The organism is Kitasatospora sp. NPDC003701, from assembly GCF_053587085.1.
Map to the genome: position 1 here is coordinate 1 of NZ_JBSFNM010000079.1, position 20,460 is coordinate 20,460.

A 20,460-nucleotide genomic window follows, 5' to 3' on the forward strand; every position below is an offset into this window, starting at 1 on the left:
CACGCCGCCCGCCGCCTCCGGTCCGTCCGCCGGTCCGTCCGCCGGCTCCCGGGTCGGCGCCTGCTCCAGGATGACGTGGGCGTTGGTCCCGCTGATGCCGAAGGAGGAGACGGCGGCGCGTCGGGCGCGCTCGCCGGCCGGCCAGTCGCGCTGCTCGGTGAGCAGTTCGACCGCGCCGGCGGTCCAGTCGACGTGGCTGGTCGGTTCGTCGACGTGCAGGGTGGCGGGCAGCACGCCGTGCTGCATCGCCAGCACCATCTTGATCACGCCGCCCACTCCGGCGGCGGCCTGGGTGTGGCCGATGTTGGACTTCAACGACCCGAGCCAGAGCGGCTGTTCGGCGTCGCGCCGCTGCCCGTAGGTGGCCAGCAGGGCCTGCGCCTCGATCGGGTCCCCGAGCCGGGTGCCCGTCCCGTGCGCCTCCACCGCGTCCACGTCCGCCGCCGACAGCCGGGCGTCGGCGAGGGCCTGACGGATCACCCGCTGCTGCGAGGGGCCGTTCGGCGCCGACAGCCCGTTGGAGGCGCCGTCCTGGTTGACGGCCGAGCCGCGCACCACGGCCAGCACCCGGTGCCCGTTGCGCTGAGCGTCCGACAGCCGCTCCAGCAGCAGGACGCCGACGCCCTCGCCCCACGCGGTACCGTCCGCGGCGGCGGCGAAGGCCTTGCAGCGCCCGTCGGGCGCCAGGCCGCGCTGGCGGCTGAACTCGACGAACATGCCCGGTGAGGCCATCACCGCCGCCCCGCCGGCGACGGCCATCGTGCACTCGCCGTTGCGCAGCGCCCGGACGGCGAGGTGCAGGGCGACCAGCGAGGACGAGCACGCGGTGTCGACGGTGATCGCCGGCCCCTCCAGCCCGAGCACGTACGACAGCCGGCCGGAGAGGACGCTCACGGTCGTACCGGTCAGGACGTGGCCCTCGACGCCCGCGCCCGCCTCGTGCATGCGGACGCCGTAGTCCTGCGTCATCGCACCGACGTAGACGCCGGTGCGCGAGCCGCGCACCGAGGACGGGTCGATGCCGGCCCGCTCGAAGGCCTCCCAGGAGGTCTCCAGCAGCAGCCGCTGCTGCGGGTCCATCGCCAGCGCCTCGCGCGGGCTGATGCCGAAGAACGCGGCGTCGAAGCGGTCCGCGTCGTGCAGGAAGCCGCCCTCGCGGGCGTAGCTGTGCCCGGAGCGGGCCGGGTCGGGGTCGTACAGCGAGGCCACGTCCCAGCCGCGGTTCCCGGGGAACGGCGAGACGGCGTCCCGCCCGTCCGCGACCAGCCGCCACAGGTCCTCGGGGCTGCGGACCTCGCCGGGGAAGCGGCACGCCATCGCGACGATCGCGATCGGGTCCGCCTCGGCGGCCGTCGCCGGCGGTTCCGACGCGGGCTCCTCCGGTGCGGAGCCCGCCCCGCCGCCCAGCTCGGCGAGCAGGTACCGGCCGAGGGCCTCGGGCGTCGGGTGGTCGAAGAGCAGGGTCAGCGGCAGCCGCAGGCCGGTCGCCGCCATCAGCCGGTTGCGCAGCTCGACCGCCGTGGCCGAGTCGACGCCGAGATCGCGGAACGGCCGGTCCGCGGCGGCCTCGGCCGCCGCCCCCGGGCCGCGCAGCGCCGCGATCTCCGCGCGGACCAGCTCCCGGACCCACCGGTGCTGTTCGGCGTCCGACCGCCCGGAGGCCGGCTTCGCGGCGCGGAACGGGTACGTCGGCAGCGGGACCCGTCGCGCGTCCGCGCCGCCGAGCACGGCGGCCCAGTCCACGGCCGTCCCCCGGACGTGCAGCTCCGCGAGGGAGGTCAGGAACCGGTCCGGTCCGCCCTGGTCACGCCGGAGGGTGCCGATGACGGCGGCCCGCTCCGTCGGACCGGCGTCGTCCAGCGTCTCCTGGAGCCCCCCGAGCAGGTCGGGGTGGGGGGCGACCTCCAGGAAGGTCCGGTGGCCGTCGGAGAGCAGCGCGCGGGTGGCGTCCTCGAACCGGATCTCGCCGGTGATGTTCCGGATCCAGTACGCGCCGTCCAGCGCGGCGGTGTCCAGCAGCCCGCCGGTGGCCGAGGAGTAGAACGGGACGGCCGAGGTGCGCGGCCGGATGTGTGCGAGGCCGGCGAGCAGCCGGTCGCGGTCCAGGCGCAGCCCGGAGAAGTGCGCGGCGAGCCCGTTGCTCAGCCTCCTCGCCCGGACGCCCTCGGCGGCCAGCTCGGCGAGCAGTTCGTCCACGGCCTCCCGGTCGCCGGAGAACAGGGCGGAGCGCGGGCCGTTGGTGCCGGCGATGTCGAGCCGGCCCCGCCACCGGGCCAGCCGGGGCGCCAGCTGCTCGCGGGGCAGCAGGGCCGAGGCCAGGTCGCCCTCGCCGGCCGCCTCGGCCTGCGCCCGGCTCCACCGCGTCACCACCTCGGCGGCCTCGTCCAGGTCGAGCGCACCGGCCACGTGGGCGGCCGCGATCTCGCCGAGGCTGGCGCCGACCACGGCGGCGGGCTCCACGCCGCAGGCGCGCCAGAGGGCCGCGAGGGAGACCATGACGGCGAACAGGACGGGCTGGACGACGTCCACCGCGACCGGGGCGGGGGCGCCCGGCGCCCCGCGCAGGACGTCGGTCAGGGACCACGGGACGTGCGGTTCGAGCGCGTCGGCGCAGGCCCGGAGGTGCTCCCGGAACACCTCGGAGGACTCCAGCAGGCCGAGCGCCATGCCGGGCCACTGGGTGCCCTGGCCGGGGAAGACGAAGACCGGGCCCGTTCCGGTGCCCGCGGTGCCGCGGACCAGCAGCGGGCCGAACCCGTCCTCGGCGACGGCGCGCAGGCCCTTCAGGGCGTTCTCGCGGCCGTCGGCGACCAGGACGGTGCGCTGCTCGAAGGCGGTGCGGGTGGTGGCCAGGGAGAGGCCGGCGTCGGTGAGCCGGAGCTCCGGGTCCGACTCGAAGCGCTCCTGGAGCACCCGGGCCTGGGCCCGCAGGCCGGCGGCGCTGCGGGCGGAGAGGAGCAGCGGCGTGAACGCGGTCGTCAGGGGGCGCGGGGCGGCGGGGGGTGCCCCCGCGGCTTCGGCGGCCGCGGCCGGTTCGGCGGGGCCCACCGGGAGCGCGCCGACCAGGGCGAGCGGACCGGTGCCGTCCTCGGCGCCGTCCGCAGGCCGACGGCCGCCGAGCACGCCGTGGATCCGTTCCCCGCCGCGGCGGGCCTCCGGCAGCGGCCGGAGCACCGCGAGGACCGTGTCGGCGTCGCCGGCGAGGGCGAGGTCGCACTCCCCGCGGCGCAGGCTCGCCGCGGCCAGGGCGACGGCGTCCCGGGCGGCGGATGCCGACGGTTCGAGGGTGACCCGCGGGCCGTGGAGGTCCAGGGCGGCGGCGAGGTGCTCCGCGGCACCGCCCCGGGGGGACGCGGTGAGGAAGACGCCCGTCCGGCCCCCGCCCAGTGAGGCGGGGACGATCCCGGCGTCCTCCAGGGCGGTCCAGCCGAGTTCCAGCACGGCCCAGTCGGCGGGGCCGAGCCCGGCTGCCCGCTCGGCGGGGACCCGGAAGAACGCGGCGCCGCCGTCCGGGCCGTCGTGGCCGCGGTCGTCGTGGTGGCCGGGCGCCGGGCAGGACAGTCCGACGACGGCGACCGTGTCGTCTTCACAACTCGTCTGGGGCACGGCGAACTCGGCTTTCCTCATCGTCTCGACTTCCCGCCCGGTCGGCCGGTACAGGTGTTGGCGCGTGGTCCGCGACCGCCGTGACGCCGGCGGTTCGCGGCCGGGTGTCCTTCGGTCGTGCTTGCCCGGGCCCGGCGGGACGGTCCGGGCCTGCCCGGTGTTGATCTTCCTGCCTGTCGTCAGCACCTTGCCAGGGCCGTCTTGGCTGCAACTTGGAGCCGACTCGGAGGTGACTTGAACCGGCTTTGGAAGCCGGATCCGACCTGCGGGGATTCGACGGCGAACGGTCTGCCGGCGACCCCGCCGGGCAGCTGCTAAGCCATGAGCATGCCAATGTCAAGGGCAGGCAAAAGGCCGGGCGGCCGGCGGGCGTGAAGGCCCGCCGGTCGCCCGGCCCTTTGCGCGGGAAGGCGTCTGCCGGCCGCTCAGGCGCAGTCGGCGATCGGGTCCCCGCGCAGGATCGTGCCGAACAGCTCCTGCAGCTCGGTGCCGGGGTCGACGCCGTACTCCTCGGCCAGGGTCCGGCGGGTGCGGTGGTAGGCGTCGATCGCGTCGGCGCGCCGGCCCGAGCGGTACAGGGCCTTCATCAGCAGCCAGCTGAACCGCTCCCGGGTCGGGAACCGGGTGGCGAGCGCGGGCAGTTCGGCGGCGAGCGCGGAGAAGTCGCACTCCTGGGCCAGTGTGGCGTCCCACAGGCTCTCCAGGGCCAGTAGTCGCAACTCCTCGAACCGCGAGGCCGTCTGCGCCCCGAGCGCGTAGTCGCTCACCTCCGGGTAGGCGGGCCCGCGCCACAGCGCCAGCCCGTCCTCCAGGGCCCGGCTCGCCATCCGGTGCATCCCGGCCTGGAGCAGCCGCCGGCCCTCGTGCAGCATCCGCTCGAAGCGGACGGCGTCGATGCTGTCGGCCTCCACCGCCAGGACGTAGCCGTTCGGTTCGCGCCGCAGGACGGTGTTCCGGCTCCGGGGCGGCCGGTTCGGCTCCAGCAGCCGCCGGAGGTTGGACACGTAGCTGTGCAGATTCGCCATGACGTCGTTCGGCGGGTTCCGCGGCCAGACGGCCTCGGTGAGCTGTTCCACCGTCACCGGCTGACCGGGCGTCAGCAGCAGGGCGGACAATACCGCCCGCTGCCGGGCCGACCCCGGATTCACGGGGATTCCTCCGGCCTGGACTGCCAGTGGGCCAAGAACCCTGAAATTCATGCGTGACCCTCCGCCACAAGTCACCCCCGTACCGAAGAAACATCGTCGACCGCGCGGAGGAATCACCCCGGTTCCGGGAATGGCCCCAAGGGGTCGAACAGGTTCTCGCGCGGTTAGATGACAGAGTACTTCCAAATCCTCCTGAAGAAAGGTCTGGATCGGTGGCGTCCGACTTGGTATGGCGCACTGACGTGCAGTCAGGTCGATGTTTCGGAAGTCCCTTCGCGGGTATTGCGGTCGACCGTCCCGGTCCGGGCGGTCCCGACCCGGACCGTTCCGACCTGGACCGTTCGTGCCGGTCGGCAGGCCGTCGACCTGGCGTGATTTCACCCCTCCGAAAGACGGTGAATCCTTGAAGATTGCACATCAGCGGGTCGAGGTCTGCGGGTTCGGCCCTGGTGCCGGGCGCCGGACCGTGATCCGGTGCGGCGGCGGTGGAACCGGGGAGTCGCACCGCGCCCGGATTGCCGCCCGGCCGCCGGATTCGGCCGAATTCCCTCGCCCGGGCGCACGCCCGTAGCGGGGCGTTCCCGGTCATTTTCGGCCGTGTCCGGTTCTTGCCACCTCGCATTGACCGGACCGGCCCGGCGGCGGCGGGTGTCTCGGGCCCGGCGGGGTCCCTGCGGATGATTGCTATGATCGGCTCCGGCGGTCCACGACCGGTCGAATGATCGTCAGGACTCTTTCGCTGCCGCATGATCGGGTCGGTGAATAGCCGTCGGGTGTACCAATGATCTTTGCTGGAAGAGCAGTTGGTACTCGCGGCCCCGGCCTGTGCGGCAGCGGCCTGTGCGGCACCGGCCCTCACCGGCCCGCCCGGCGCTGACGGGGTCGCCGGGCCCTCGCCGGGGCGGTGGCCCGGACGAGGGGCGCCGAAGGGGCGTCAGCCGAGCAGGCCGCGCCGGGCGGCCTGCAGCCCCGCCTGGAATCGTGTCCGGGCGCCGAGGGCGTCCATCAACCGGCGCATCCGGCGCTCGATGGTCCGCTTGTTCACCCCCACCTTGCGGGCGATGATCTCGTCGGTGTAGCCGGCGGCGGCGTAGCCCAGGAGCTGGACGTCCTGCGCGCTGAGCTCGTCGGCCGCCCGCCCCTTCCCCCACAGCGGGGTGCCGCGCTCCCACAGCGACTCGAACAGGGCGATCAGGCCGTCGAGCAGCGGGGAGCTCCGCAGGACGACGGTCTGGCGTTCCCCGGCCAGGACGAAGGGGACGAGGGCGGTGCTCCGGTCGGCGATCAGCAGCTTCATCGGCAGCCCGTCGACCACCCGGGCCCGTTCTCCCCTCTGTGTCAACCGCCGTGCGAGGGCGACCTGTTCGGGCTCGGCCAGCGCGGTGCGGTCGTAGACCGTGCGGTACGTCACCCCGCTGGCCATGAGGCCGAGCTGGACGTCGGTCTGAGTGGAGATGCCCTCCTCGACGTACGGCGGCATGTCGAGGATCAGCACCTCCTCCCGGGTCGACTGCTGGACCTGTTCGAAGTGCTGCGTGGTGGCCTCTCGGCCCTGCACGATCTGCACCGGCTGCTCGTCGCCGCGGCCGCTGCGCCAGAGGTCGGTGAGCCCGACCGCCGCGAGCCGCGCCCGGTCGATCCGTTGGTGCAGGCTCAACGCCAGTACTTCGAGCGCGAGTTCCGGGGGAGCCGGGCGGAAGCGGAGCGGTCGGGTGGGGGAGCGGGTCACCAGCCCCTTGGCCTCCAGCTCCCTGAGCTGTCGTCGGAGGCGGGCGGGTTCGGTCCCGAGGGCCTCCGCGAGTTCGGCCAGGGTCGGATCGGGGCGCCGCAGCAGGGCCCGGTAGAGCGTCTCCTCCTGCGGCGAGATTCCGAGCGCGTCCAGCACGGTCGGCCTCCTCGGTATCCGGTGGTCCGGCATCGGCCGCGGACCGTCGAGGGAGCATCGTAGGCCCGGTGCGACGGGGGAGGGGCGTTGACGGGTTCCCGACAGTGGCGGCAAACCGGTGGGTCGGATTGCGTCTTTCGGCTCTAGCCTTCTCGTCAACTCACCACCCCCACATGGAGGAAGAATGAAGCGCGCCGCAATTCTCGCCGGCCTCGTGCTGGCCGCGGTGGCAGGAACAGGGGTCGGCCCGGCCTCGGCGGAGGAGCCCTCCTCCGGTTACCTCGTGGTGCTCCGGGACGACGCGGCGACCGACCCCACCGCGGTCGCCCACGGCGTTCCCGGCGCCGAGGTCCGGTCGGTCTACCGGTCGGCGCTCAGCGGCTTCTCGGCCGACCTGACGCCCTCCGCCGTCCAGGCGCTGCGCGCCGACCCCGCCGTCAAGTACGTCGAGGCGTCGGCGATCGCCCACGCGCACGGTCAGGCCACCCCCAACGGCGCCAGCCGGATCCAGGCCCCGGCCAACGCCGGTCTGAAGGTCGGTGACGGACTCGACCAGCGCGTCGACGTGGACGTCGCCGTCATCGACTCGGGCAGCGACTACTACCACCCCGACCTGAACGTGGTCCGCCGGGTGAACTGCGTGGGCGTCACCTCGTGCGTGGAGAACGCCGGGGTCGACGACGACGGGCACGGCAGCAACGTGGCCGGCATCATCGGCGGCCTGGACAACGGCATCGGCTACGTCGGCGTCGCCCCGGGCGCCCGCATCTGGTCGGTCAAGTCGCTCAACAGCAAGGGCGAGGGAACCACCGAGGAGATCGTCAACGGGATCGACTGGGTGACGGCGCACGCCGGGGAGATCGAGGTGGCCAACCTCAGCCTCGGCTTCGACGGCACCGAGCAGTCCGTCGTCGACGCCGTGAACCGGGCGATATCCAAGGGGATCGTGGTGGTGGTCTCGGCGGGCAACGACCACCGGGACGTCGCGAACCAGAGCCCGGCGAACGTGCCGGACGCCATCACGGTCTCCTCACTGAGCGACGCCGACGGCAAGCCGGGCGGCCTCGGCAACTTCGCCTGGTGCAACAAGAACAACCGCAACAAGGACGACACCCTCTCGGACTACAGCAACTTCGGCCGGGGCGTGGACATCGCGGCCCCCGGCGACTGCATCCAGTCCGCGTTCCGGAACGGCGGCTACTCCAACTACAGCGGCACCTCCCAGGCGGCCCCGCACGTCGCCGGAGCCGCCGCCTGGCTGACCCGCGGCGCCAACAAGCCCACCAACCGCGCCGGGGTCCTCGCCGTCCGCGACCGCATCGTCAACGCGGGGAGCACGGCCTGGACCGACACCTCGGGCGACGGCGTCAAGGAACCCCTCCTCGATCTCGGCAACACCGCGGTCTTCCCGGCCGGCGGCACCGCCGGACCGGACGCCACCTTCGTGGCCGGCTGCGACGACAGCGGCCGCAAGTGCACCCTCGACGCGTCACTCACCAGCGGCAGCGGCCTCACCTACAGCTGGGACTTCGGTGACGGCACCACCGGCACCGGGGTCAAGCCCGTCCACTCCTACCGCGCCTACGGCGTCTACCAGGTCAAGCTGACCGTCACCGACGACTCCGGTCGCACCAGCCGCAACAGCGCGTACGTCCGTGCCACCGACCCGGCGTTCAACGAGAAGCCGGTCGCGTCCTTCACCCGCTTCTGCACCGCCGGCGGGTGGTGCGGCTTCGATGCCAGCGAGTCCTACGACCCCGACGGCGCGATCGCCTCGTACCGGTGGGACTTCGGTGACGGCACCACCGGCACCGAACTGAAGCCCGGCCACACCTACCCGGCCGCGACCGCCGTCTACACGGCCAGGCTGACCGTCACGGACAAGCGGGGCGCCACCGCCTCGTCGACCGCGACGATCAGCTGCACCAAGCAGCCCTACCTCACCATCTGCTCGGCGTCCTGACACCGACGTCCACCGGTCGTTCCGGGCCGGGGCCGGGCCGGGCACCGCACCGCCGTTCCCACGGCGGCGGCGCGGTGCCCGGCCGGGGCCGTTCAGCCGGCCGCCGGCCCGACCGAGCGGGCCAGCCGGGCCCCGGCCCGGAACAGCCAGTGGACGGCCCGCCGCTGCGCATCGCCGCCGCCCCCGGCCAGCGAGACCAGGGTGAGCGCCCGCCCGTCGGCGGAGTCGCCGGCGACCACCCGGACCGGTACGGCGGCGCGTTCCGCCCGGGCGATCACCTCGCCGACCGCCTTGCCGAGCAGGCTGGTGGCGTCGAAGCGGCCCTCGCCGGTGACGACGAGGTCGGCCCCGGCGAGGGCCCGGTCCAGCCCGAGCAGGTCGGCGACGGCGGCGGCGCCGGGGGTGATGCGGGCGCCCCAGGCGGCGGCCAGGCCGTAGGCGGTGCCGCCGGCGGCACCCGCACCCGGCTGGTCCGGGTCGCCGCCGAGCAGCCCGGCGAAGCGGCGCAGGCCGCGTTCCAGCAGGGCGGCCTCGGCGGGTCCGGCGCCCTTCTGCGGCCCGTAGACGGCCGCGGCGCCGGCGGGGCCGAGCAGGGGGTTGGTGACGTCGGTGAGCAGCCGGACCCCGCCCGCCGGGGCGGGTCGCAGGGCGCGGCGGTCGACGGCTCCGGCGCTGACGAGCGGGCCGCCGCCGTCGGGGAGCACCGCGCCCGAGCCGTCCAGGACCCGTAGGCCGAGGGCCGCGAGGAGGCCGGCGCCGCCGTCGGTGGAGGCGGAGCCGCCGAGGGCGACGGTCAGGGCACGCGCTCCGGCGTCGAGCGCGGCGGCGATCGTCTCGCCGGTGCCGCGGGTGGTGGCGGTGAGCGGGGCCTCGCGCCCTTCCACCAGCGGCAGGCCGCTGGCGGTGGCGAGTTCGACGAGGGCGGTGCCGTCCGGGAGGAGGGCGTAGCGCCCGGTCACCGGCCCGCCGTCCGGTCCGGTGCAGTTGGGGACCTCGTGCACGGTGGCCCCCGGGTACGCGGCGGCGATCGCGTCGAGGGTGCCCTCGCCGCCGTCGGCCATCGGCAGCGGCAGGAGGTCGTCGGCGGGCCGAACGGAGTGCCAGCCGTCGGCCAGGGCCCGGGCGGCCTCGGCGGCGGTGGCGGTGCCCTTGAAGGAGTCGGGTGCGAGGACGACCCTCACGGCGCGGCCACATGGGCGAGGTGGCGTTCGGTCAGGGTGCGCAGGGTCTGTTCGCCGGGGGTGTCCCAGATCCGCTCGTTGAAGATCTCGACCTCGATCCAGCCGGTGTAGCCGGCGACGGTGACCAGGTCGGTGAGGGTGCGGAAGTCGATGTGGCCGTCGCCGACGTGGCCGCGGCCGAGCAGGGCGTCGGTGGGCAGCGGCAGGGTCCAGTCGCAGACCTGGTAGGAGGCGAGGCGCCCGGTCCGGCCGGCCCGGGCGATCTGCGCGGGCAGGTCCGGGTCCCACCAGACGTGGTAGCTGTCGACGACGACGCCGACCTGGGTGGCGGGGTGGGGTGCGGCGAGGTCGAGGGCCTGGGCGAGGGTGGAGACCACGGCGCGGTCGGCGCAGAACATCGGGTGCAGCGGTTCGATCGCCAGTCGTACGCCGAGGTCGCCCGCGTGCGGGGCGAGTTCGGCGATCATGTCGGCGACGCGCTGCCGGGCGCCGGGCAGGTCGCGGCTGCCGTCGGGAAGGCCTCCGACGACCATCACCAGGGTGTCGGTGCCGAGTTCGGCGGCCTCCTCGACCGCTCGGAGGTTGTCGGCGAGGGCGGCCCGCCGCGCGGTGGGCTCGACCGGGGTGAGGAAGCCGCCGCGGCACAGGGTGCTGACGGCGAGCCCGGCGTCGCGGCAGAGCTTGGCGGAGCGGGCGAGGCCGGTCTCGGCGACCTTGTCGCGCCAGAGGCCGATCGCCGGGATCCCGGCGTCCACGCAGCCCCGGACGGCCTCCGGCAGGCTCCACCGCTTGGTGGTGATCTGGTTGAGCGACAGTCGGTCCAGTCCGGTCACGGTGCCGGGGTCCTTTCGGGCGGGGAGGCCGGGGTGGCGGGTGGCCGTCCGGCAGTGCGAGGTCGGGAACGGCGGGTGGCCGCCCACCCGGCGGCGGGCGGCCACCCGGGGGGGCGCCTCAGCCGAGGGGTGCGGCCACGGCGAGGAGGCGCCGCATCCGGTCGGCCGCGCGATCCGGGTCGGGCAGGACGCCGGCGGCGTCGGCGAGCCGGAAGAGCTCGACCAGGTGGGGCACGGACCGGCCGCTCTGCGCGCCGCCGACCATGGTGAAGTGCTCCTGGTGCCCGGCCAGCCAGGCCAGGAAGACGACGCCGGTCTTGTAGTGGAAGGTCGGCGCGGCGAACAGGTGGCGGGCCAGCGGCAGGGTCGGCGCGAACAGCGCGTCGTACCGGTCGAGGTCGCCCTCGTCCAGGGCCCGCAGGGCGGCGGCGGCGACCGGGGCGATGGGGTCGAACACGCCCAGCAGGGCGTCGCTGTGGCCGAGCCCGTCGCCGCGGACGAGCTCCGGGTAGTGGAAGTCGTCGCCGGTGTAGAGCCGCACCCCGGCGGGCAGCGCGCGGCGCAGCGCGACCTCCCGCTCGGCGTCCAGCAGGGACACCTTGATGCCGTCGATCCGGTCGGCGTGCTCCCGGATCAGGGCCAGCACGGTGGCGGTGGCCGTGTCGAGGTCGCCGGAGCCCCAGTAGCCGGCCAGGGCCGGGTCGAACATCTCGCCCAGCCAGTGCAGGATCACCGGGCGGGCGGACGAGCCGATCAGGTCGCCGTAGACGCGCAGGTAGTCGTCGGCTCCCCGGGCGGTGCGGGCGAGGGCGCGGCTGGCCATCAGGATCGGTCGGGCGCCGGCCTCCTCGACGACGGTGAGCTGCTCCTGGTAGGCGGCGGTGATCGTGGCGAGGGTGTGGGTCCCGGGGTCCAGCTGGTCGGTGCCGGCGCCGCAGGCCAGCAGTCCGCCGGCGGCCCGGGCCTCGGCGCCGGAGCGGCGGATCAGCTCGCGGGTGGCGGGCCAGTCGAGGCCCATGCCCCGTTGGGCGGTGTCCATCGCGTCGGCGACACCGAGGCCGAGGGACCACAGGTGGCGGCGGAAGGCGAGGGTGGTGTCCCAGTCCACGGCGGCGGGTGCGCCGGGGGCGTTGTGGCCGAGCGGGTCGGCGACGACGTGGGCGGCGGCGTACGCGACGCGGGAGGCCGGAGGTGTCGCGGCGGGCGGGAGGCGCAGCGGCTCGGACATCCGGTGACGGCCGTGGCCGGGCAGGTCGATCTCGGTCATCGCGTCGACGCCGTCGCTTCGGAGGCGGCCCGGGGCGGGAGCGTCAGGTCGGGGACGTCGAGGCGGCGTCCCTCGCGGGCGGAGCGCAGGCCCAGTTCGGCGAGCTGGACGCCCTTGGCTCCTTCGAGCAGGTCCCAGCGGTACTCCGAGCCGGTCGCCACGTGGCGCAGGAACAGCTCCCACTGCACCTTGAAGCCGTTGTCGAACCCGCCGTTGTCCGGCACCTGCTGCCACTGGTCCCGGAACGGCTCGGTGGCCGGCAGGTCGGGGTTCCAGACCGGCTTGGGGGTGGCGGCGCGGTGCTGGAAGCGGCAGTTGCGCAGCCCGGCGACGGCGCTGCCCTCGGTGCCGTCGACCTGGAACTCGACCAGCTCGTCGCGGTCGACGCGCACCGCCCAGGAGGAGTTGATCTGGGCGGTGATGCCGCCCGCCAGCTCGAAGATGCCGTACGCGGCGTCGTCGGCGGTCGCCGGGTAGGGGCGGCCCCGCTCGTCGACGCGCCGCGGGATGTGGGTGGCGGTGTGCGCGTAGACGGAGCGGACGGGCGCGATGACGCTGTCCAGCACGTAGCGCCAGTGCGGGAACATGTCGAGGACCATGCCGCCGCCGTCCTCCGCCCGGTAGTTCCAGGACGGGCGCTGGGCGTCCTGCCAGTCGCCCTCGAAGACCCAGTAGCCGAACTCGCCGCGCACGGAGAGGATCCGGCCGAAGAAGCCGCCGTCCACGAGGCGCTTGAGCTTGAGCAGGCCGGGGAGGAACAGCTTGTCCTGCACGGCGCCGTTGCACACGCCGGCGGCCGTCGCGAGCCGGGCCAGCTCCAGCGCGGAGTCGAGGGACTCCGCGGTCGGCTTCTCGGTGTAGACGTGCTTGCCGGCGGCGATCGCGGTGCGCAGTGCGGCCTCGCGGGCGGTGGTCACCTGGGCGTCGAAGTAGATCTCGGCCAGCGGGTGGGCGAGGGCCTCGTCGAGCGAGGTGGTCCAGTGCTCCAGCCCGTGGCGGTCGGCGAGCTCCTTGAGCTTGTAGGCGCTGCGGCCGACCAGGATCGGTTCGGGCCACAGGACCTCGCCGTCGCCGAGCGGCAGGCCGCCCTGCTCGCGGATGGCCAGGATCGAGCGGACGAGGTGCTGGCGGTAGCCCATTCGGCCGGTGACACCGTTCATGACGATGCCGGTCACTCTGCGGGGCATGGGAGTTCTCCGATCCGTGGGATGCATGGGATGCGTGGGATGAGTGGGGCGCGCGGCGGCGCGCCGGGCGGCAGTGGTGCGGTGGTGCGGCGGGCGGCTCACGCGGTGCGGTGGACGTCCTCGGCGAGCACGGGGTGGGCGAAGGGCCGGCCGACGGTGTAGCGGGCCAGTTCGTCCGCGGCGGCGGCGGCCATCCGGTGCAGCTCCCCGCCGAGCGAGCCGGCGATGTGGGGGGTGAGCACCACGTTGGGCAGGTCGTAGAGCGGGGAGTCGGCGGGAAGGACCTCGGGGACGGTGACGTCGAGGACGGCGTCGAGGCGGCCCGAGGCGAGTTCGCGGACCAGGGCGTCCTGGTCGACGAGGGAGCCGCGGGCGGTGTTGATCAGGGTGGCGCCGTCGCGCATCAGCGCGAGGCGGCGCCGGTCGATCAGGTGGAGGGTGTCCGCGAGTTCGGGGGCGTGGACGCTGACGACGTCGGAGGCGGCGCAGAGCTCGTCCAGCCCGACCCGGCGGGCGCCGAGGCGGGCGGCCTCGGCGGCGTCCACGTACGGGTCGTGCAGCAGCAGGTCGAGGTCGTGCGGGCGGAGCAGTTCGAGGACGCGGCGGCCGATCCGGGAGGCGCCGACGATGCCGACGGTGCGCCGGTAGTTGCCGGCGTCGGCGTAGGCGCGCTGCCAGTCGTGCGGGGCGCGGCGGTCCCGGTAGTCCTCGCGGATGCGCAGCAGCCGCTTGTTGGCCAGGAGCACGGCGGCGACGGTGTACTCGGCGACCGGCAAGGCGTTGGCCCAGGCGGCAGAGGTGACCTGGATGCCGCGCCGCCAGCAGGCGTCGGTGATGTGGTGCTTGACCGAGCCGGCGGCGTGGATGACGGCCCGCAGGCGCGGGGCCGCGGCGAGCACGGCGTCGTCGAGCGGCGGGCAGCCCCAGCTGGAGACGATCACCTCGGCCTCGGCGAGGACGGCGGCGGCCCCGGGGGCGGTGAAGTCGTCGACGACCAGGGCGGGGTCGAGGTCGGCGAGGGCGGTGAGCCGGCCCAGGGTGTGCTCGTCGATGAGCCGGCCGGCGAGGTCGCGGTGCATGGCGAGGACGGCGCGCGGGCGGTGGACGACCGTGCCGTCGAGGGGGCGCGGTGCGGACATGGGGTCCTTCCGGTCGGGGGCGTGCGGGTCGCTCACTTGACGCTCCCCGCGGTGAGGCCGGCCTTCCAGTGCCGCTGGAGGAGGACGAAGGCGAGGATCAGCGGGACGACGGCGAGCAGCGCGCCGGTGACGACCAGCGGGTAGTACTCGGGGAAGGCCCTGGTCTGGGCGTTCCAGGTGAAGAGGCCGAGGCTGACCGGGAACAGCTCGTTGTCGGAGAGCATCACCAGCGGCAGGAAGAAGTTGTTCCAGATCGCGGTGAACTGGAAGAGCAGCACGGTGACGAAGCCGGGCATCACCATCCGCAGGCCGATCGACCAGAAGGCGCGCAGCTCACCGGCGCCGTCCATCCGGGCGGCCTCCAGCACCTCGCCGGGCACGTACCCGGCGCAGAACACCCGCGCCAGGTAGACCCCGAAGGGGTTGACCAGGGACGGCACGAAGACCGCCCAGAAGGTGTTGACGACGCCGAGTTCGGAGGCGAGCAGGTACATCGGCAGGGCGAGCGCGGTGGTGGGGACCAGCACGCCGAGCAGGACCAGGCCGAACAGCTTCTCCTTGCCGGGGAAGGAGTAGACGTGGAAGGCGTAGCCGGCGGCCACGCAGACCAGGGCGCACAGCACGGAGCCGATCCCGGCGTACAGCAGGGAGTTGAGGTACCAGCGGAAGTAGATGCCGTCGCCGGTGGTGGCGAGGTCGCCGAGGTTCTGCCCGAGGTTGAAGCCGGCGGCGCTCAGGGACCGCCCGCCGAGCAGGTCGGCGGTGTTCTTGGCGGCCGCGGTGAGCAGCCAGCCGAGCGGCAGCAGGGTGTAGGCGGTGGCCAGCAGCAGGGCGCCGTTGACGGCGGCCCTGGAGAGGGTCCAGGGGCGGCGGTGGGTGTTCACGGGCGGGCCTCCCGGGCGCGCTCGGACCGGGACCGGGTCACCCGGGTGACGACGAGGGAGAGCCCGGCGGCGGCGAGGGCGAGCAGCACGGAGGAGGCCGCGGCCAGCCCGTAGTCGCCCCGCTCGAAGGCGGCGGTGTAGGCGTACATGTTCGGGGTCCAGGTGGAGACCACGCCGGGGGCGGTGCCGTGCAGGATCATCGGCTCGGTGAAGAGCTGGAGCGAGCCGATGACGGTGAACAGCCCGACCATGGCGAGCGAGGGCTTGATGAGCGGGATCTTGATGCCGACCGCGGTGCGCAGCGGTCCGGCGCCGTCGACGACGGCGGCCTCCAGCACCTCGCGCGGGATCGCCTGGAGCGCGGCGTAGAAGATGACCATGTTGTAGCCGGTCCACTGCCAGAGCGCCATGTTGACCACGGCGGGGAGCGGGTGCCCGAGCGGGTCGGGCCGGGTGCCGAGGGCTTCCAGGGCGTCGAGCACGGGGCTGATGCCCGGGGTGTAGAGGTACGTCCAGATCAGTGCGGCGATGATGCCGGGCACGGCGTGCGGGATGAACAGGGCGAGCTGGAAGAACCGCTTGGCGCGGGTCAGGGCCGAGTCGAGCAGCAGGGCCAGGACCAGGGCCAGACCGGTCATCAGCGGGATGTAGAGCAGGCAGTACTCGGCGATGGTGAGGAAGCCGTCGCGGAACGCCGTGTCCCCCAGCGCCCGGGTGTAGTTGCCGAGGCCGGTGAAGACGCTCTCGGTGCCGCCGAACCCGAGGCCGGAGCCGCGTTCGGTGAACAGGCTGAGCTTGACCGCGTAGCCGATCGGGACGAGCGTGCAGGCCGTGAACAGCACGAAGAACGGGGCGAGCAGGACGGCGGGCGCCCCGTACCGCCCGGGCCGGGCGGGCCGCCCGCGCCGCCCGGTGGTGGCGGTGCGGGCGGCCTCGGTGCGGACGGTCTCGGTGCTGGTGGTGCCGGTCGTCACTTCGCGACCTTCAGCCCGCGGTTCTTGAACTCGGCGAGGGTGGCCTGCTGGGCGCCGGTCAGGGCCTCGTCGATGGTGCCGGTCCTGCCGGCGACCTTGCCGAAGGAGTCCTTGAGGTAGCCGTTGGTGACGCCCATGACGGGGCCCCAGGTCCAGCCGGGCCGGATCGACTTCGCGGCGTCGGAGAAGACGGCGTAGAGGTCCTGCCCGCCGTAGAAGTCGGTGTTGAAGGCCTGCTTCGCGACGGGGACGAGGTCGGTGGCGGCGGGGTAGGCGGAGGAGGTGCCGGAGGCGATGCGGGCCGTGAAGCCCTCGGGGGTGGTGGTGGCCCAGGTGGCGAACTCGACGGCGGCCTTGGCCTTCTTGCTGTCCTTGGAGACGGCGAAGGTGGTGCCGCCGAGCATGCCGCCGGCGGGGTTGCCGTCCCAGGTGGGCATCGGGGCGACCGCCCACGTGCCGTTGACCCCGGGCGTGGTGCCGAGGTTGGCCTTCAGGACGCCGCCGCCCCAGGAGGCGCCGAGGTAGCCGGCGGTCTCGCCCTTCTGCAGGGAGGCGGTCCACTGCTGGCTGAAGGAGGGCTGGACGCGGACGAGGTCCTCGTCGACCAGGCTCTGCCAGTACGCGGCGACCTTCCTCGTCCCGGCGTCGGTCAGGTCGGCCCGCCACGCGTCGTCGGCGGTGCTGAACCAGCGTGCCCCGCTCTGCCAGGCCATCGCCTCGAAGGTGGTGGGGTCGTCGGGGAAGAAGGTGGCGATGCGGGCGTCGGGCTGGGCGGTCTTCAGCTTCAGGGCGGTGGTTCGGAACTCGTCCCAGGTCTTCGGCGGAGTGATGCCGGCCTTCTCGAAGAGGTCCTTGCGGTAGTAGAACGCCTGCGGGGCGGCGTCCAGCGGCAGGGCCCAGGTCCGGCCGCCGAGCGAGGTGAGCTCGGTGGCCTGGGGCAGGTACTTGGCCTTCAGGTCGGCCCCGACCAGTTTGCCGATGTCCTGGACGGCGCCCTGGCTGACGAAGTCGGGCAGCTGCGGGTACTCGACGTTGAACACGTCGGGGGCGTTGCCGGCCTTGACGGCGTTGGAGAGCTTCGCGTAGCCGCCGGCGTTGCCCGCGGGGATCTCCTCGAAGGTGATCCGGATGTTCGGGTGGCTCGCGTTGAAGGCGGCCACGACCTCCTTGGTGCCCTTGGCCCAGCCCCAGAAGGTGAGCGTCACGGGCTTGCCGTCGTCGGCCGGGGCGCCGGCGTCGCTGCCGCAGGCGGCGAGGAGGGTGACGCCGAGCGCGGCGGCGGTGGCGGCCGCGGCGGCGCGCAGGGCTCTGCGGCGGGAGGGGGCGAGTGAGCGCATGGCACGGCTCCTTGAGGGAAGGGGCGCGGGTCCGGGAGGGTCGGTGCTCTTCCGGACCCGTGAGGGGTGGGGGCAGCTGGCAGTCATCCTGAGCAGGTTGCCGATCGGAGTCAAGAGAACTGGATCGAATGATCCGATCCGATCAGATGGACAGATCGTCCGTGACACCCCTTCTGCGGCCTCCACCTGCGGAATCCTCGGCCGCGGCGGCGTGTCTCGGGCAAGGTCACAATCAGATCAACAAGTTCATTCGATCCATGAGCCTTGACGAATGATCGGTCGATCCTTAGATTCCGGCCAGGGACCCACCCCCCGGACCTCGGAAGGACACCCGCCATGCCGCTGCCGCCGGAGGACCGACGCCTCAGCCCCTGCACCGGCTGGACCAGGGCGCACTGGGAGGCGGCGGCCGACGACCTGCTCGCCTCCGTCCGCCCCTACGCCGGCCCCGGCCGCGCGCTGATCGACCTGCCGGGCACCCGCCCCAGCTGGTCGGGCCGCCGCTCCGACGCCCTGGAGGGCTACGCCCGCACCTTCCTCCCCGCGGCACTGCGGATCGCCGGCGCCGGCGGCGACGACCCGCACGGCCTGCTGGAGCACTACGCCGCCGGACTCGACGCCGGCACCCGCCGCCCCACCCGGGAACGCGACCTCGCCGACGGGGACCGCGACTCCTGGCCGCTGATCACCGACCGCGGCCAGGCCATGGTCGAGGCCGCCTCGATCGCCTTCGCGCTGCGCCTCACCCGGCCCTGGCTCTGGGACCGCCTCGACGGCGCCGTCCGCGCCCGGGTCGGGCGCTGGCTGGCCGACGCCCTGCGCCGCGAGCCCAACGACAACAACTGGTGGCTCTTCCCGCTCTCCGTCGGCGGCTTCCTCGCCGAGGCCGGCATCGCCGAGCCGGAGGCCCGCGCCGCCGTCCGGCGCGGCCTGGAGCGGATCGACCGGTGGTACCTCGGCGACGGCTGGTACACCGACGGCCGCCCCCGGGCGTTCGACCACTACAACGGCTGGGCGCTGCACCTCTACCCCGTCCTGCACGCCCACCTCGCCGGCGACCGCGGCCTGCTCGCGGAGTACGGCGACCGGCTCGCGGCCCACCTCGCCGACTACGGCCACCTGTTCGGCGGCGACGGCGCACCCGTCCACCAGGGCCGCTCGCTCACCTACCGGTTCGCCGTCGCCGCACCGCTGTGGGCCGGAGCGCTCGCCGGCCGCACCCCGCTCGGCCCCGGCACCACCCGCCGCCTCGCCTCCGGCGCCCTGCGCTACTTCCTCGACCGGGGCGCCGTCGACGACCGGGGGCTGCTCACCCTCGGCTGGCACGGCCCGGAGCCGCGGCTGGTCCAGCGCTACTCGGGCCCCGCCTCGCCGTACTGGGCGGGCAGCGGCTTCCTCGGCCTGCTGCTGCCGCCCGACCACCCGGTCTGGACCGAGCCCGAGCGGCCGGCCCCGTCCGAGGTCCGGGACACCGTGCGGCTCGTCGAACAGCCCGGCTGGCTGGTCCAGTCGACCGCCGCCGACGGCCTGGTCCGGCTGCACAACCACGGCAGTGACGACCAGCCCGCCGGGCAGGTCCAGCCGGACAACCCGCACTACGCCCGCCTCGCCCACTCCACCGCCACCGGCCCCACCCACGACGGCCCGGCCGACAACCACCTCGCCCTGCTGATCGACGGCGAGCCCACCGAACGCGGCCGGATCGTCCCGCTGGCCGCCGGCGCCGACTGGGCGGCCTCCACCTCGCACCCCCGGGTCGGCGGTCGCGAACTGCCCGGGGTCGTCGTCACCTCGGTGACCCTCGCGCACGGTCCGGACGAGGTCCGCGTCCACCTGGTCACCGGCGCGGCGGACGGCACCCCGGTCCGCCAGGGCGGCTGGGCCGTCGCGGGCGACCGCGTCGAGGCCGTCGGGCGCGAAACGGGCCCCGGCGCGGCGTGCCGCGCGGACGGGCGCCTCGGCAGCGAGATCCGCTCCCTGCACGGCTTCACCGGGGCCTCGGTCGCCGCGGTGCCGGCCGGCACCGCGTTCGGTCCCGAGGCGGCCGTCCCGGTCCTCACCGGGGTCCTCCCCGGCGGCCCCGCCCTGCTCGCCTGCGCGGTCCGGCTGACCGGGACCGGCGGCCTGCCGCCGCTCGACGCGGTGGACCTCGCCGTACAGCCGGGGGACCCGTGGCTGCTGCGGATCTCCTGGCCGGACGGCAGGACCGGGCGGATCCGCGTCGGCGCCGGCTCGGTCCGCGCCGACGAGCAGGAGTAGCGGCCGCCGTGCCCCTCGCCCTCGCCACCCTCGGACTGCCCGGCACCCCGCTCGACCGGGTCGTCGGACTGGCCGCCGACCACGGCTGGCACGGCCTCGAACTGCGCTGCGCCTCCGACCAGCCGGTCCGCCTCCAGCTGACCCCGGTGCAACGGCGCGCGGCGGCCGGACTGTTCACCCGCGCGGGAGTCGTGCCGCTGACCCTCGCCTCCTACCTCGGCGTCGCGGCGCCGGGGCCGGACGAGCCGGTGGTCGCGGACCTGCTGGCCCACCTCCGGCTCGCCGCCGACCTGGGCTGCCGCCATCTGCGGGTCTTCCCGCACGGGGGGCCGGGCCCGGCCGCCGCGGCCGACGCCAGGGCGGTCCACCGGCTCCGCGAGGTGGCCGGCCACGCCCGGTCGCTGGGCGTGCGGATCCTGGTGGAGACCCACGACTCGCACCGGTCGGCCGGTGCCCTCGCCGGGGTGCTCGACCGGGTCGGCCACCCCTCGGTCGGGGCGCTCTGGGACCTCCTGCACACCTGGCTGGCGGGCGAGACCCCCGCCGAGACCCGGCGCGTGCTGGCGGCGCACCTGGGCTACGTGCAGGTCAAGGACGTCGCCTCGGCCGAGGACCTCACCCCGCTGCCGCTCGGCGCGGGCGCGCTGCCGATCGGCCCCTGCCTGCGGCTGCTGCCCCGCGACAGCTGGATCGCCTGGGAGTACGAGGCCCCCTGGCACCCCGGGGCGGCCCCGCTGGCACCTCAGTTGGACGCGGGGGCCCGCCACCTGGCGACGCTGCCGCGTCGGTAGCCGGCG

The 20,460-nt window shown here is 74.6% G+C and carries 14 protein-coding genes; 3 read left to right on the forward strand and 11 right to left on the reverse strand.

The annotated features are described in order from the left end of the window. From ACWDRR_RS39915 to ACWDRR_RS39925, 3 genes are all read right to left on the reverse strand, one after another. Window positions 1–3,627: beta-ketoacyl synthase N-terminal-like domain-containing protein (locus ACWDRR_RS39915; RefSeq protein WP_449777200.1), on the reverse strand; the 3,627-nt coding region annotated here is incomplete at its 3' end. A gap of 404 nt (window positions 3,628–4,031) precedes the next feature. Then, on the reverse strand, window positions 4,032–4,754 hold the full coding sequence (locus ACWDRR_RS39920; protein WP_449777201.1) for an AfsR/SARP family transcriptional regulator: 723 nt from the start codon (window positions 4,752–4,754) through the stop codon (window positions 4,032–4,034). A gap of 934 nt (window positions 4,755–5,688) precedes the next feature. Beyond that, entirely contained in the window at window positions 5,689–6,639 is a 951-nt protein-coding gene (locus tag ACWDRR_RS39925) for a helix-turn-helix domain-containing protein (protein ID WP_449777202.1), read from the reverse strand. A 184-nt stretch (window positions 6,640–6,823) separates the two neighbouring features. On the opposite strand from ACWDRR_RS39925, the gene ACWDRR_RS39930 reads away from it, so the two are divergent. After that, on the forward strand, window positions 6,824–8,602 hold the full coding sequence (locus tag ACWDRR_RS39930) for a S8 family serine peptidase (RefSeq protein WP_449777203.1): 1,779 nt from the start codon (window positions 6,824–6,826) through the stop codon (window positions 8,600–8,602). Between the two features lie 92 nt (window positions 8,603–8,694). Here ACWDRR_RS39930 and ACWDRR_RS39935 read toward each other — a convergent pair whose 3' ends face one another. From ACWDRR_RS39935 to ACWDRR_RS39970, 8 genes are all read right to left on the reverse strand, one after another. Next, window positions 8,695–9,783, reverse strand: coding sequence for a glycerate kinase (locus ACWDRR_RS39935; protein WP_449777204.1), 1,089 nt, complete (start codon window positions 9,781–9,783; stop codon window positions 8,695–8,697). Beyond that, window positions 9,780–10,616 (reverse strand): sugar phosphate isomerase/epimerase family protein, encoded by an 837-nt coding sequence (locus tag ACWDRR_RS39940; protein WP_449777205.1) that lies wholly within the window; start codon window positions 10,614–10,616, stop codon window positions 9,780–9,782. Before ACWDRR_RS39940 ends, ACWDRR_RS39935 begins: the two co-directional genes overlap by 4 nt. 118 nt (window positions 10,617–10,734) lie before the next feature. Next, window positions 10,735–11,883: a dihydrodipicolinate synthase family protein gene (locus tag ACWDRR_RS39945; protein WP_449777206.1), complete on the reverse strand. Its 1,149-nt coding sequence runs from the start codon at window positions 11,881–11,883 to the stop codon at window positions 10,735–10,737. Continuing rightward, on the reverse strand, window positions 11,880–13,070 hold the full coding sequence (locus tag ACWDRR_RS39950) for a Gfo/Idh/MocA family protein (protein WP_449777207.1): 1,191 nt from the start codon (window positions 13,068–13,070) through the stop codon (window positions 11,880–11,882). Before ACWDRR_RS39950 ends, ACWDRR_RS39945 begins: the two co-directional genes overlap by 4 nt. Window positions 13,071–13,168: 98 nt before the next feature. Next, window positions 13,169–14,149, reverse strand: a complete 981-nt coding sequence (locus tag ACWDRR_RS39955; RefSeq protein WP_449777224.1) for a hydroxyacid dehydrogenase — start codon at window positions 14,147–14,149, stop codon at window positions 13,169–13,171. 92 nt (window positions 14,150–14,241) lie between these two features. Continuing rightward, entirely contained in the window at window positions 14,242–15,093 is an 852-nt protein-coding gene (locus ACWDRR_RS39960) for a carbohydrate ABC transporter permease (protein WP_449777208.1), read from the reverse strand. Beyond that, on the reverse strand, window positions 15,090–15,953 hold the full coding sequence (locus ACWDRR_RS39965) for a carbohydrate ABC transporter permease (RefSeq protein ID WP_449777225.1): 864 nt from the start codon (window positions 15,951–15,953) through the stop codon (window positions 15,090–15,092). Before ACWDRR_RS39965 ends, ACWDRR_RS39960 begins: the two co-directional genes overlap by 4 nt. A 110-nt stretch (window positions 15,954–16,063) precedes the next feature. Continuing rightward, a complete protein-coding gene (locus ACWDRR_RS39970) occupies window positions 16,064–17,404 on the reverse strand; it encodes an ABC transporter substrate-binding protein (RefSeq protein ID WP_449777209.1) in 1,341 nt (446 codons plus the stop codon). Between the two features lie 336 nt (window positions 17,405–17,740). Here ACWDRR_RS39970 and ACWDRR_RS39975 point away from each other — a divergent pair, with 336 nt between their 5' ends. Then, window positions 17,741–19,663 carry a DUF2264 domain-containing protein gene (locus ACWDRR_RS39975; protein ID WP_449777210.1) on the forward strand — a complete coding sequence of 641 codons (1,923 nt, stop codon included), beginning with the start codon at window positions 17,741–17,743 and terminating at the stop codon, window positions 19,661–19,663. An 8-nt stretch (window positions 19,664–19,671) separates the two neighbouring features. Next, window positions 19,672–20,454: a sugar phosphate isomerase/epimerase family protein gene (locus ACWDRR_RS39980; protein ID WP_449777211.1), complete on the forward strand. Its 783-nt coding sequence runs from the start codon at window positions 19,672–19,674 to the stop codon at window positions 20,452–20,454. Window positions 20,455–20,460 lie beyond the last annotated feature (6 nt).

What these genes read in the sequence shown, in the direction of transcription:
- ACWDRR_RS39955 (WP_449777224.1), bottom strand. Translation starts at nt 14,149, where the DNA reads ATGCACCGCGACCTCGCCGGCCGGCTCATCGACGAGCACACCCTGGGC.
- ACWDRR_RS39970 (WP_449777209.1), bottom strand. Translation starts at nt 17,404, where the DNA reads ATGCGCTCACTCGCCCCCTCCCGCCGCAGAGCCCTGCGCGCCGCCGCG.
- ACWDRR_RS39950 (WP_449777207.1), bottom strand. Translation starts at nt 13,070, where the DNA reads ATGCCCCGCAGAGTGACCGGCATCGTCATGAACGGTGTCACCGGCCGA.
- ACWDRR_RS39945 (WP_449777206.1), bottom strand. Translation starts at nt 11,883, where the DNA reads ATGACCGAGATCGACCTGCCCGGCCACGGCCGTCACCGGATGTCCGAG.
- ACWDRR_RS39930 (WP_449777203.1), top strand. Translation starts at nt 6,824, where the DNA reads ATGAAGCGCGCCGCAATTCTCGCCGGCCTCGTGCTGGCCGCGGTGGCA.
- ACWDRR_RS39975 (WP_449777210.1), top strand. Translation starts at nt 17,741, where the DNA reads ATGCCGCTGCCGCCGGAGGACCGACGCCTCAGCCCCTGCACCGGCTGG.